Below are 13,732 nucleotides of genomic sequence, written 5' to 3'. Positions count from 1 at the left end.
GCCTGACATGAATCCCCTCAGTTCGCAGCAATGGCGCCGAGTTGGCGGCAGGGCGAACCGACACGAGGCGGACATCAGGCCGCATCAACAGACTTGGTCTTCACTGATACATCACAGGATGCACACACTAGGCGCACAGTATGCACATATGGCAAGATCCGCGAGGCGGCCAATCTCCACAGTGATCACACGGTCTTCCTGGTGTGACTCACGGTCATGTGCATTGGTTGCACTGCCCATTCGCAATGAACCGGAAAATTCGGGCAACCACGATCTGCGGCAGCCCGCCAACGCCGACCGCCACTTGCGATGTCGATCCAGTTCACAGGAGATCCCATGCCTGGCCTCACCAACTACCGCCATGACAGGCTGCTCTCACGGCTTACAGTCGCGCTCATGGCCGCAGCCCTGATCACTACCACAGGCAGTGCCGCATCAGCAGACACCGGCACATCGCCCCAGGCACCCGACGCCTCCCGGATCACGAAGGCAGCCCGCGACGCAGCCCCGGCGCGGCCCCGATCGCCCCAGGCGTCCGCATCACGGGCTGCGGTCTTCGGCATGTTCGCCATCGACACCCAGGGCAACCTCTACTCCTACGCGGCCGACAATTCCCAGATTCTCGCTCCCCGCGAGCTCCTCGCCACCGACTACGGCAACGTACGAACAGCCAGCAGCGCCGACGACGACGGGGACGGTGTCGCCGACGACACCTGGGTCTGGACGGCTGACGGCGGCATGTCCAGCAGCTACGGATACGTCGGAGGTGGCTGGAACATCTACGACACCGTCTTCTCACCGGGAAACCTGGGCGGCACCGCCGGCTACGACGTGCTCGGCCGAGACTCATCCGGCGTCCTATGGCTGTACTTGGGTTATGGCGACGGCACCCTCACCACTCGCCGCCAGGTCGGCGGCGGCTGGGACGCGTACACACAGATAGTCGGCAAGGGCGATCTCACGGGAGACAATTGGCCCGACATCGTCGCCCGCGACACTTCCGGAGTGCTATGGCTCTACCAGGGCACCGGAGACCCCGATGCCCCCTTCGCGGCACGTACGAAGATCGGGAGCGGCTGGAACGCCTACAACACCCTGGTCGCCACAGGCGACATCGACCTCGACGGGAAAGCCGACCTCATCGCCCGCCAGCCCGACGGCGACCTCTACTTCTACAAGGGCACCGGAAACGCAGCCGCCCCCTTTGAACCGAAGCGGAACGTCGGCTACGGCTACCAGAACTACCGCGTGATGTTCTCCTGATGTCGGCGGTCAAAAAATTGAACGCCGACGGGAACGGCGCCGACCGTCAAAGAACGGCCTATCGCCGCAGGCAAAACCTCATCGACGTCGTCGACTACCTGCTCCGGACCACTGCCGCCGCCGAGCAGAGCCTTCTCGAACCACCGCAAAGCACATCCGCAGAGTCATCGATGCGCTGCTGAGGCCACGTTGGATGCCGTTGGAGCCAGCTGCGACACCCCTCGTCGACTGTACGGCGTGGACTTCCCGCCCCAACTCCGACCCCGCCACGTTGGAGCGGCCGCCGCGACGGGCAAGCCGTGTGGTCGTGGCCGTCTGCCGCTCGTTGACGGGCGGCCAGCGTCGTTGCCGCACTCGGTGCTCTACCCACAGGGTAGGCTGACGGATGGGGCGCCGCTGGCAGACAAGGCGGAGGATGCTCACCTCGTGTACCAGGTGACGGTCATGGCGGCACGTACGGATCAGGCGGAGTGGCTCGCAGACCGGGTGCGGCAGGCCGTGCTCGGCCGGACATCTTCGGGCGAGTGGGTGAGCCCCATCCGCGTGCAGGCATGGACATGTGGGCGCGGGAGTTGCTCATCGATGACGGCGTGGATCCCGGCGAGGCCGACAGCGGCGTCGTGACGGGCACACAGCGGTATGGGCTGTCCGTTACTGGGGGAATTTATTCGCCACCAGGCTGCAAGGACTGCCCGCCTGCGCTCACGCCCGGCTCATCGGTGTGCGCCCGGAAGCGTTAGATGCCGTCAGAGCCCGTCGGTGCTGTCCGTGCCCGAGGTTTCGTCGGGACTCTGCCGCGAGAGCAACTCCAAGGCGGAGGTGCCTGTGCTCCGTGGATCAGGGAATCCCACGGCCTTGGCGAACTTCAGCTCCTCTTCGAACGTCGCGCGGCAGAACGCTATGTGTGACCGACTGCGGGGAATCCCGAACTGCAAGGACCTTACCAAGATCCACTTTCGGCGTTTCTTGTCGGATGTCTCCTCGATCGTGGCCTCGATGCGGCCCAGGGTCTCCTCGCACGCGCGGTGTGCGTGCTCGTAGAGGCGTCGGAGGTCAGGTAAAGGGTCGGAAGGTGTGGCGTCTGTTGAATTCCAGGGATGACGTAGGTGGGTGGTCATCACCCATTCGGGAGGCGTCTTGTCGCCTTTGCTTTCATTGCATGAATCGCAAGCCGGCACGAGGTTCTCCAAGGAGTCAGGCCCGCCGTGCGCGAAAGGGACGACGTGGTCCATGACCTCGGACCGTGCCTCGTTGCAGTAGACGCACCGGCCCTCGTTGGCGCAAAGAACCGCGAGGTGCACCCACATCTCGAACCTTGCTCGCGTCCTCATCCTCAAGCCCCGGCGTCGAACGGCACTACGTCCCGGATCACGCCACGTGACATGCCCAGTTGACCGCTGACGACAGTATCGTGTTCTCTGTGCAGCTGTTCGAGGTCTCCGTGACAGGCTGATCGCGCTTGCATCCTCACCGCGGAGGCCCTCTCGCGGACGCCCAACCATCCAGTGGTTTGGGCCGGTTCCCCGACTCATCGTCGAGGGGCGGGGCCTCCCTAGGTGTGGGGTTGCCGTCCCGGATTCGGACAGCAGACCTTGCAGGTTAAGAAGTTCTCCCGGCGCGGGGTGACCCGCGTGCTGTGGCTCCAGAGTGTTGCCGATGCCGGCCACGTTCCTACCCGTTCCGAGCTGACTGCCGGTACGGATCTGACTGATGCGATCGCGTCGATCGATGGCTGGACGCTGTCGAACCAGCCGATCGAGACGCCGGACCTTGGGAGCACGTTCGAGTCGAAGATCCCTGGCACGGACCAGGCCGACGACTCCTCTCTCGGCTTCTACGAGGACCGGGCGTCGGATGACCTGGAGCAGCTGCTGAAGAAGGACGCGACCGGGTGGGTCGTCTTTCTCCGCAAGGGCGACGTGCCCAGTTCCCGGTCGATGGATGTCTTCCCGGTCCGGGTGGGTTCGCGGTCGCCGAACTACTCCACGGACAACGAGGCCGCGAAGTTCACCGTGAATTTCTCGATCACGGAGAAGCCCGCTCAGGATGCTGCGGTGCCGGCCGCCGTTGTCCCGAAGCAGGAGAAGTGACGCCTGTGTCTGCGGAAACGAAAGCTGTGTCCGCTCCCCCGGCCAAGGCTATGGGTCGAGACGCGCACTGGTCCACGAAGATGGCGCGGCTGCGCGCTCGCCAGCTGCCGGAGCACACGCTGGTGATCTGTGATGATCAGGAGGCTAAGGCACGTGTGGACGCGGCGGCGCTGGAGCTGTCGCGGTGCCGCTTGCTGGACGCCGAGGCCGGTCGCGAGTCGAGTGAGGAGACGCGCCGCGCCGAGCAGGAGCTCCAGCACGCGCAAGCGCACTTTGACTCCGTCGCGGTGGAGTTGACGTTTCGTGCGCTGCCGCGACCGATCCTGGATGGGTTGATCAAGCGGTTCCCTCCGAGCGAGACGCAAGCCGAGGACGGCGATGCGTGGGACCCGGAGCGTTTCCCCGCGGCGCTGGCCGCGGCCGCCCACGTCGAACGCGACAATCAGGGCAACACGGTCGAGGGCATGAGTGAGGAGGAGGCGCAGGAGCTTCTGGACTCGTGGCCGGTGGCGGAGTCGAATGCACTGTTCGCTGCGGCGTGGCAGGCGCAGCAGATCGTGCGGACCTCGACGGTGGAGTTGGGAAAAGGCTGATCTCGGACGCGCGGCTCCGCATGGAGTTGGAGCTGTGCGACCGGTGGGGCATTCCGCATTCCCAGTTCCTGGGGGCCGGTGATGGCCGGTGGTCGCAGACCGACCGGGCCAAGGCGTTGGCGTTCGCGGCCTACCAGCGCGCGGTGTGTGAGCAGTGCGGGACACGGTCTGCGGAGTGGGATGACGAGCAAGGCGGAGACCGGTTCGCGTACGTCACAACGACGGTGCGGTGCCCTGGCTGTGAGCTGATCGCGCACGAGCAGGACCAGGTGCCCGAGGGCCCGGACGGCTATGGGGTGCGCATCGGCCTGGTACCTCGTCCGTAGCCGCGCGGGTTCGGGAGGGGATTGTTGAAAGGGCGTGGGGAGTAAGGGCGCCGTTAGGTGTCGTCCTACACGCTCAGCGTTCAGGCGCGGGCGGACTTCGCGAACCTCCTGTCGGAGATCCGCCGGGCTTCCCGCGCGATGCGCGGGCTCGGTCGCGACACCGATGCCCTGAACCGGCGCCTTGCCCAGATCGGATCCGGCTCCCGCAGCTCCGCTTCCGGTCTTCGCAGAATCGGCCGCGAGGCGGAGCGGGCGGGGGCTGGTCTGCGCCGTGTTGGGGCGGACGGGCATGCCTCGATGCGGCAGCTGCGCCACGGCGTGATCTCCTCCCGTCAGGAGCTGCATCATCTTCGTCAGCTGGTGGTCGGTGGCGGCATCGTCGCCGGGCTGGCGGAGATCGCGAAGGAGGGCAACGAGTACCAACGCGCCATCAACAAGTGGGGCGCGGTTACCGGTGCTTCTGGTGTGGAGATGGTGCAGGCTGCGGCGAAGGCCCGCGAGCTCGGCGCCGATCTGAAGATTCCCGGTACATCGGCGGTGAAGGCCGCGGACGCGATGTTGGAGCTGGCGAAGGCGGGGCAGACCTCGACCTCGTCGATCGCGAACGCGCGGGCTGCGATGCAGCTCGCGGCCGCCGACAACCTCTCTGCCGCTGATGCTGCGCGGTATCTGGGTGATGTGATGGACCAGTTCGGTCTGTCGTCCAACAACGCGGGCCGGGCAGCAGATGTGCTGGCCGCGGGGGCGAACGCGGCGTCGGGTGGGTTGCAGGACATCTACTACGCCATGTCCTACACCGGCCCGGTCGCCGCGCAACTCGGCATCTCCATCGAAGACACCGCGGCGGCGGTGGCGATGCTGGCCCGCTCCGGCATCCTCGGCTCGAAGGCCGGAACGTCCCTGCGGGGGATGCTCACCAACCTCGCGCGGCCCACCAAACGAATGAAGGAGGGCCTGGCGGAGCTGGGCGTCGAGGCGTGGGACGCGCAGGGCAACTTCCGTGGTCTGCGGACGGTGATCGAGGGCTTCGAGAAGGCCCAGCACCGGATGTCTCAGAAGGACTTCGTTGGTGCGCTGGCCGATGTGGTGGGCAAGCCGGCACTGGCGGGCGCCTCCGCGCTGGCGCATCAGGGCGCTGAATCCTTCGACCAGATGCATACCGCGATCGCCCGCACCGGTGCCGCCGGGGACATCGCCGTGTCTCAGACGAAGGGGCTGGCCGGTGCGGTCACCCAGCTCAAGACACAGGCGTCGAATACCGGGCAGGTGCTGTTCACCGCCGCGGCACCGGGGTTGGAGAAGTTGACGCGGTTGCTGTCCGCGGGCATGGCGGCCGCCACTCCTCGCATCGGTGGGGCCTTGGACTACCTGCACGACCTGTACACCTTGGCCGGGCCGTCGGTGTCGAAGGCGGTGTCGTCCGGGCTGGACGAGGTCGGTGATGCGCTCGGGGGCTTGGGTGGGCCGCTGGGTGACCTGGCGCTCGATACCGCCGCTGCGGGGGTGAACGTCCTGGTCAACGGTGGCCGTGCCCTTCTGGAGGTGCTGCGCAGCATGCTGTCGGCGGCCTCCCCGGTGGCCGATGCTATCGGCGAGGTCGCGAAGGAAGCCGGTGCGGGCGGTACCGCGCTCGACATCATCGTCACCGCCCTGAACTTGGCTTCTTCGGCCGCTGGCTCGGTCTCAACAGTGCTCATTCCGGTCGGGCACATCGTGGCCGGCTTGGTGCGTGGTTTCGGGGCGCTGCCGGGTCCGGTCCAGACGGCGATCATCGCGATGCTGCTGGCCCGTCGTGTCACGCCGGTGATGTCGCGGCTGGGTCAGACGGTGGCGGGGCCGGTCGTTGGCGCGTACCGGTCGCTTGGCGATCAGATGCGGTTCCAGGAACGGCTTGCCGCTGCTCAGGGGCAGTCCATTGGCCGGATCGGTCAGGCCCTGGCCGTGGTGCAGTCCCGCATCCCGGTGGTGGGGCAGATGACCGCCGCGTTCCGCAACGCCAGCGGCCCGATCAGTGGGGTGGCCCGGGCGATCGGCGCCGGTGTCGGTGGTGCAGCCCGCGGGCTGATGGGCGCGCTGGGCGGCCCGTGGGGCGTGGCGATCGCGGCGGCCGGGGTGGGGCTGTCGATGCTCGCCGACCATCAGCAAAAGGCCGCGCAGGCGGCGGCCGAGCACCAGTCGCGCATCAGCACCCTCACACAGGCGTTGCGGGAGTCCAACGGTGCGGTCAACGACAGTGTCCGGGCGGCCGCAGCGCAGACGGTCATGGATACGAAGGTCTTCGACGGTAAGAGTCGGCTTGTCGATGTCATGTCGAAAGCGGGGGTCGGTGTCCGGCAGCTCACCGACGCCTACATGAGTCAGGACGGGGGGCTGGATGCTCTTCAGCGGCGCTTGAACGACACCGCGCAGGCTCACCTGAAGTGGATCCCCACCTCCGCTGGTGCCGCGAAGGCGTACGACGATGAGGGTCTTGCTGCGGCCCGGGCGGCTGACGCGTTGGGGTCGGTCAAGGATGAGATGTCCCAGGCGGTGAAGGACGCCAGGGACCTCGCTGACGCCACCGGCAGTGGTGGGCGGTCGGCTTCCGACGCAGTCGGACCGTTCGGGAAGTTCTCCGACGCCATGCGTCGCCTGTCCGACACCACAGCCGATGCTGACTCGCGTGCGCGGGCCCTGCACGATGCGCTGGATGTTCTCGCGGGCGGCTCGGTGAACCTGTCGGCGGCCGAGGCGCGCCTGAACCGGTCCGTGTCCGATGCCGCTGAGGCGTTGAAGGGCGGCGTTGACCACGCCGAGGGGTTCGGCAAGGCGCTGTTGAACATGGACGGTTCGCTGTCGACCGTCACCCGCAACGGGCAGAAGCTGTATGACCTGTTGCAGGGGCTGTCGACGAACGCGGCCGAGGCGTCGCTGGCTGCCTACCAGTACGCCGAGGCCAACGGTAAGAGCGTCCCGGAGGCGTTGCAGGCCGCGCAGAAGGAGATGGCTACGGCCCGGGCGTCGGCGCTCTCCACGGCGCAGGGCTTCGGTCTGGGAGCCGAGCAGGCCGCGAAGCTCGCCGATGCGGCCGGCCTGGTTCCTGAGCAGGTCTCCATCCTTCTTCAGACCGCCGGCATGGACGAGTCCATGGCCAACCTGATCGCTGTGCAGCAGGAGCTTAAAGCGTGGCCGGACCGCAAGACGGTCACCATCGCCACGCTGAGCAACGACGCCCGCGAGGACCTGACGAAGCTCGGCTTCAGTATCAAGGACCTCAAGGACCGGCGGGTGCAGATCACTGCCCCCACGGACGCGGCGCGCGACGACCTGGACGCCTTGATCGCGAAGATCGCCAAGACCCCGGGCGCCAAGAACGTCACGGTCACCTCGGCGACCGCGGGGACCATCAACAGCCTCGAAGAAGTTCAGCAGAAGATCAGGGGTCTGCCGGGCGGAAGGACGGTCGCGGTCAGTGCCCCGACCGAGGGGGCCCGCGCGCAACTACAGGCTCTCGGCTTCCAGATCGCGGGGATTCCGGGCAGCAAGAACGTTTCCGTGACCGTGCCGGCAGGGCCCGCGCAAAGTGGTGTGGCGGCGATCCAGTCCGCGATCAACTCGCTGCGCGGCCGGACGATCACCAACTACGTCCAGACTGTCAACGTGCCCCGCGCGGAGGTCAACGGGGTGCCGTTGATGAAGAAGGACGGCGGCATCCTCACCTACGCCTACGCGGACGGCGGGCTCCACGAGAACCACGTCGCGCAGATCGCGCCCGCTGGCGCCATGCGGGTGTGGGCGGAACCGGAGACGCAGGGCGAGGGGTATGTGCCGCTTGCGCCGTCGAAGCGTCCTCGCTCGCGGCGGATCACTGAGGAGATCGTGCGGCGCCTGGGCGGCGACCCGTCCGGGATCGCGTGGTACGCCGACGGTGGCCTGTCGAACTGGTCCTACCAACCTCTGGGCTCCTCCGGGTTCTCCATCTCCGATGTCGTCTCCAAGTCGCAGCGTAAGGGCAAGGACGGCACCGAGGCTTTCGACCTCGGCATGTTCGAGCGGAACCTGCGGACGTCGCTGCGCACCGCCGCGGCCTGGCGCAACGACCTTGCGACGGTGTCCCGGCGCGCGGGAACCGACGTTGCCAAGGCCCTTGAAGAGATGGGTGAGGACGGTGTGGCCCTGACCCGGAAGATGGCCCAAGGTTCCATCCGGTACGTCAAGGACATGGCTGCGCAGCTGACCAAGCTCGCCGGCACCGCGAAGACGACACTGGCCGACTACACAGGCCAGTTGAACAACGCCGTGAAGGACACCACCGCCTTCCAGGACAACCTGGCGAAGTTGGCGACGGACGGCTATGGGGCGCTGGCTCAGCGTCTGGCAGAGCAGAACGACGACAGCGCCGAAGCCCTCGCGGCGCAGGCGGTACGGGAATCCAAGACGGCCCGGCAGGCCAACACCGCCGCGCAGGCCGCCGGCCGGCTCCTCGACGGTGATCAGCTCACCGACCTGGTGAAGATCATCGGTGCTCTGGCAAAGGACCGAGGTATCCACACGGTGGCCGACCTGACCGGGATCGAGGAGGACCGGCTGATCGAGGTCGCCAACGCCTCCCAGAGCCAGATCAAGAAGGCGGGCGGCAAGGCGGACCGGTTCCTGGCCGACCTGGCGAAGGCCAACGCCGGCAAGGCGTATGCGAACGGCGGTATCTGGGAGCCGGGCGTCTACTCCTCCGGCAAGGGCTTGATCAAGTTCGCGGAGCCGGAGACCCATGGGGAGTCGTACATCCCGCATGCGACAGCAAAGCGCCAGCGAGCTACCGGCGTTCTGGCACAGACCGCGGACCGGTTCGGGTACTCACTCGCACCGCGACGGCTGGTCGACGCCACCGAGGGCCGCACTCAAATCGTGGTCGTACACCAGGCCCCGGCGATCGGCAGCCAGACCATCAACGTCACGCGGTCCAACTCCACGGCCACCGACATCGCCTCGGCTGTGTCGTACCAGATGCGCCGCGCCAAGCGGGGCGGTGTCCTGCGATGACGGTGGAGCTGAAGGACTTCCAACTCGATGTCGGCGGGGTCGTGATCGGGCACGGCACGAGTGTGCCGATCGCGGAGATCCAAGGCCTGGGCCGTGCCGGAGTGCGCGGTGAGGTGGTGCCGCAGCCGGACTCCGATGGGGCGTGGTTGGGGCCAGACTGGTACGAGGCGCGGGCGGTGCGCATCGACTGTGCGATCAAGACTCCCGGCGATGCGGTCGCGGCCATGCAGATCCTCGCGGACCTCGAAGCTGTCGCGGACGAAGTGCCGGTGCGGACGGTGGGCGGGGCAGTCATGCCGTTGCGGATCAAGTGGCCCGGCGCCCCGGTGCGGGTGCTGTACGGCCGGCTTCGGAAGGTCGAACCAACGTTGGAGAAGGCGGCGTTGGGCTGGGTGCCGCTCGACATGGAGTTCGTGGCACCCGGGGCACGCTTCCACTCTGACGTCGAGCAGCAGGCGCGTCTGCGGCTGGGCTGGTTGTCCGGGGGCGGATTCAAGGCTCCGGTACAGGCCCCGATCCGTGTCACCAGCGCGGATCCGTCCGGCCAGTCGCGGCGTGGCTGGGTGACCAACAACGGCGACGTGAATGCCCATCCGGTCCTGACCGTCCACGGCCCGTGCGCGAACCCTGAGATCACGCACGTCGAGACCGGGCGGACCATCAGTGTGCCTGTCACGCTGACCACCGGCCAGTGGGTTCGCGTCGATACCCGCCCCGGGCAGATCCACATCGTTCGGGACAACGGCGGCAGTGCCCCCTGCACTTCGCGGTTGGACACGTTCGTGCTGCCGCCTGGGCGAAGCGAACTGCGCTGGACCGCATCCGACCCGACCGCCACCGCGCGCCTGACCGCGACGTGGCGCGACACCTACATCTCCCTGCACAACCGAAGGACGCAATCCTGATGACTCTTGCTCAAGCCCCGCTGCTCGTCGACGGCGCCACACACTCCGCGCAGACCTTCCGGCAGATGATCAAAGACCTCTCCCGTGGCCAGGAGGGCATCACCGCGGCCCCGGACCTGAAGGTGACCCCGCTGCCGGTGCCGGGGGCCGGTGTGCAGGTGGCTGACGGCTCGGCGGTGATCCGGGGGAAGGCGAATGCGTGGCAGGGGTCTTACACCGCCTACAACATCGGCACCGCCACCGTCCCGGTCGCCCCCACAGGCGCCACACCCCGCTCCGACCTGGTGGTCCTGCGCGTCACGGACCCCGAGTACGAGGGCGGTCTGGATCCGGCAGCCGACGCCATCAACGCGTTCGAGATCATCCCCAACGTCGAGAAGACCGCGACCTCCGCACCGCCGGGCGTCACCGGCATCCCTGTAGCCCGCCTGGATCTGCCCGCCAACACCGGGACCGTAGCGGCGGGCATGATCAAGGATCTGCGGAAGGTCGCCAACCCCCGTCGCGAGCGCGCCCTCTACACCGCTTATCCGCGCACACTCAGCAAGGCGTGGCGGGACGATGACAAGTGGTATGTGTGGCCGGCCGAGGCCCGCTGGATGATCCCTGTTCCCGAGTGGGCCACGAAGGTGATCATCGTGGTGACCCTGGCGGGGCTGCGGATGGACTTCGCCGACGTTTTCGGCACCATGCAGATCGTCTTGGGCACCGCCGAGAGCGAGAGCACCGTCATCGACGACGACCAGGGCAACGGGGTCCGTCGCACCACTGCCGTGATCGCCGACACCCTCACGCTCCCGGCCGGCTACCGCGGCACGAGCCAGCCGCTGTTCCTGAGGGCCCGGATGAACAAGAGCGAAAAGGGTGACCTCTCTGTCGATGAGGGCACGTCCATCGTGGCCGATGTCGAGTTCACCGAGGGACCGGTATGACCTACCGATACCTCACCCAGCACGCCCTGACCGGCGAATGGCTCTCCCCACACCTGCCGTTGGCGGACGTGGAGTTCGGGCCGGAACTCAACGGGCCCGGGCACCTGCGCGGCACCCTCACCCCGCGGCTGGCGTGGCTGCACCCCGAACTGGCCGACCCCGGCAACACACTGCTGTACGTCGAGCGCGACGGGCTGCTGCGCTGGGGCGGTCTGATCTGGCAGGTCGAACCGGAAGGTGGCGAGTTGAAGGTGGAGGCCGCGGGCTGGTCCTCCTACCTCCAACGCCGGCACGACGTCGACGGTGAACTGAACGGCCGTGGCCCCTACGTCAACACCGACCCGTGCAAGATTGCGCGGGACATCGTCGACTACGCCCAGTCCCTCCCGGACGGCGACCTGGGCCTCACCGTCGACGCCACCGCGTCAACGGCGACCGTGGGCACAGCCGCCGAACCGTGGCACTCACGCTGGTGGGAAACCCCTGTCCTCGGGGACCAGCTCGATGACCTCGTCAAGGGCCCGGACTCCCCCGACTACACCTGCACCACCTGGTGGGGGCACCACCGCCAGCCGGTCCGCAGGATCCAGCTGGGCTATCCACTCCTGGGCGCCCGTCGCACCGACGTGTCGTTCACCAGCGGCATCAACATCATCGACAGTCCCCCGGTCACCTACAGCGCCGACGACTACGCGCAGGTCGTCATCGCCACCGGCGCCGGTGAAGGCCGCGCCCAGCAACGAGCCATCGACGCCGTCCGCAACCACCGTCTGCGTCTGGAACACGTCCTGGAATTGCCAGAGGTACGAGGCAAAGACACCCTGGCCCAGCGCGCGAAGGCCGAGCGGGCGTGGCGGCAGTCTCTCGGGCACGTCGAGGAGATTACCGTCCGCGACCATCCCCAGGCGCCGATCGGCTCCTGGCAGGTCGGGGACGACGTCCGCGTAACCGTCCGCTCGCAGTGGGCGAATTGGTCCGGCTGGTGCCGCATCACCGGCTGGACCATCCGGCCAGAAACCCCCGCCGGCGAGACCGCCACCGTCACCCTGGCCCGCGCCGACGCCTACCACTACGGCACAACCGCCTAACCGGAGGACACTGTCTTGCCTGCCGACATCGGCACTCGACTCGCGCGCCTGGAAAAGCAAGTCCAGGCCCTGACCCGGGCCCCGAAGCTCGCCAACGCCTCCCTCGAAGACGGCACCTTGGAGGTGTACGACGCTCAAGGGTCGCTGCGCGCGCTCGTTGGCCAGCAGCCGGACGGCACCAGCGGCGTCAGCGTCGTCAACGGCCCTCCCCCACCCACACCCGCCGCTCCCACCGTCGAGACGGCCCTCGGCGCCCTGACGGTGACCTGGGACGGCACCTTCACCGACGCGCCAGTGGCCCCACTCGATTTCGCCCGTGTGGAGGTCCATGTCGGGCCGTCGCCGGACTTCGAGCCGACGCAGGGCACCTTGCGCGACACCGTCGAGACCCCGCAGGGCGGATCCTGCACCGTGCCACTGCCCTACACCCAGTGGTGGGTCCTGTTGCGCGGACGCAGCTTGTCCGGCGCCGCGGGCCGCCCCACTACCGCCGTAGCCGGGACGCCACGCCAGGCAGCAGCCGCGGACCTACAGGCAGGAGCCGTCACCGCGGACACCCTCGCCGCGGACGCCATCTCCGGCAAGCACATCACCGGTGGCACCATCGACGGAGCGATCGTCACCGGCTCCACCGTACGGACCGCCGCATCCGGAAACCGCGTGGTCGTCACACCCGCACCGCCCGCTCCCCTGGAGTCGATCCCGTCGGTCCTCCTGTACTCGGACTCCGTCCTGGAGAAGGTCCCGGGAACACTGAAGGCCAGCGTCAACGCCGATGGCACCGCTCTCCCCTACGCCGCGCTGACCGCGCCGGCCGTACAGATCGACCGCTGGAACCTCCCCGACGCGTCAAGCCTGTCCCTCCTGTCCCCCCAACTCGGAGTGCGTGGTGGCTCGTTCGACCTCACAGCAACATCTGGGCTCAACAAGGACCACGGCCAGTCTCAGCTCTACGGCGTCAGCGCCAACGGGCCGACTGGCACGAGTAGTTGCGAGATCTACGTCGAAGACGGCAGAGACGCCGGCGGAGGCTCCGGCGACCTAGGGGCACGCGCCTTCGTGACCGTGGGGGGCGCGAAAGTCACCGTTCGCACTGCTTCGACTGCCGGGGATACTCAAACCGTCTTCACCCCAGCCGGCATCTCCACCGGCGGCTGGATCACTCACGCGGGAACGGACTGGACCCACATCACCGGGCTCGGTCCTGGTGTCTCCTCAGACGCCACGAGCCCCGCGATGGTCCGGGTCACCGCAAACCGCACCATCGAACTGTGCGGCTACGTCACCCTCAAAGATCCCCAGATCCTACCCGGGCGCCAACTCGGGCTTCTGCCACAGGGGTACCGCCCCGCCGTTCGCAGACACGTACTGGTCCCGTCCACGGCGAACGGCACGATCCTGCGGATCGACATCGGCGTCGACGGCTCGCTGCAGCTGTACCCGATGCTGGGGAACCGCAGTACCTGGGTGGGGTTCGACGGGGTGAGCTGCCGGGCCGACTGACCGCGTACCGCAC

Annotated in this window: 11 protein-coding genes; 10 read left to right on the top strand and 1 reads right to left on the bottom strand. The window is 67.7% G+C overall.

Translation table 11 applies throughout. From position 1 onward, the window contains the following. Positions 1–396 precede the first annotated feature (396 nt). Together ACO0M4_RS12135 and ACO0M4_RS12130 are read left to right on the top strand one after the other, a co-directional pair. Positions 397–1,263 carry an FG-GAP repeat domain-containing protein gene (locus tag ACO0M4_RS12135; protein WP_430369888.1) on the top strand — a complete coding sequence of 289 codons (867 nt, stop codon included), beginning with the start codon at positions 397–399 and terminating at the stop codon, positions 1,261–1,263. Beyond that, positions 1,263–1,445 carry a hypothetical protein gene (locus ACO0M4_RS12130; protein ID WP_430369887.1) on the top strand — a complete coding sequence of 61 codons (183 nt, stop codon included), beginning with the start codon at positions 1,263–1,265 and terminating at the stop codon, positions 1,443–1,445. Before ACO0M4_RS12135 ends, ACO0M4_RS12130 begins: the two co-directional genes overlap by 1 nt. 564 nt (positions 1,446–2,009) lie before the next feature. Here ACO0M4_RS12130 and ACO0M4_RS12125 read toward each other — a convergent pair. Then, complete coding sequence (locus tag ACO0M4_RS12125) at positions 2,010–2,570, bottom strand: HNH endonuclease (RefSeq protein WP_430369886.1); 561 nt, start codon at positions 2,568–2,570, stop codon at positions 2,010–2,012. Positions 2,571–2,894: 324 nt separating this feature from the next. On the opposite strand from ACO0M4_RS12125, the gene ACO0M4_RS12120 reads away from it, so the two are divergent. From ACO0M4_RS12120 to ACO0M4_RS12085, 8 genes are all read left to right on the top strand, one after another. Then, entirely contained in the window at positions 2,895–3,353 is a 459-nt protein-coding gene (locus ACO0M4_RS12120; protein WP_430369885.1) for a hypothetical protein, read from the top strand. A gap of 80 nt (positions 3,354–3,433) precedes the next feature. Further along, complete coding sequence (locus ACO0M4_RS12115) at positions 3,434–3,946, top strand: hypothetical protein (RefSeq protein ID WP_430369884.1); 513 nt, start codon at positions 3,434–3,436, stop codon at positions 3,944–3,946. Positions 3,947–3,966: 20 nt separating this feature from the next. Further along, positions 3,967–4,272, top strand: coding sequence for a hypothetical protein (locus tag ACO0M4_RS12110; protein WP_430369883.1), 306 nt, complete (start codon positions 3,967–3,969; stop codon positions 4,270–4,272). A 57-nt stretch (positions 4,273–4,329) separates the two neighbouring features. Continuing rightward, entirely contained in the window at positions 4,330–9,291 is a 4,962-nt protein-coding gene (locus tag ACO0M4_RS12105; protein ID WP_430369882.1) for a phage tail tape measure protein, read from the top strand. A gap of 2 nt (positions 9,292–9,293) precedes the next feature. After that, entirely contained in the window at positions 9,294–10,196 is a 903-nt protein-coding gene (locus ACO0M4_RS12100; protein WP_430369881.1) for a phage distal tail protein, read from the top strand. Further along, positions 10,196–11,128, top strand: a complete 933-nt coding sequence (locus ACO0M4_RS12095) for a hypothetical protein (protein WP_430369880.1) — start codon at positions 10,196–10,198, stop codon at positions 11,126–11,128. The genes ACO0M4_RS12100 and ACO0M4_RS12095 overlap by 1 nt, the downstream gene beginning before the upstream one ends. Next, a complete protein-coding gene (locus ACO0M4_RS12090) occupies positions 11,125–12,216 on the top strand; it encodes a hypothetical protein (RefSeq protein WP_430369879.1) in 1,092 nt (363 codons plus the stop codon). Before ACO0M4_RS12095 ends, ACO0M4_RS12090 begins: the two co-directional genes overlap by 4 nt. Before the next feature lie 15 nt (positions 12,217–12,231). Then, complete coding sequence (locus tag ACO0M4_RS12085) at positions 12,232–13,719, top strand: hypothetical protein (protein ID WP_430369878.1); 1,488 nt, start codon at positions 12,232–12,234, stop codon at positions 13,717–13,719. Positions 13,720–13,732 lie beyond the last annotated feature (13 nt).

Origin of the sequence: Streptomyces sp. RGM 3693, assembly GCF_050471125.1 — a bacterium.
Lineage (GTDB): Bacteria > Actinomycetota > Actinomycetes > Streptomycetales > Streptomycetaceae > Streptomyces.
Note: the sequence above shows the minus strand (reverse complement) of the source record. Positions and strands in the feature narration are given on the sequence as shown.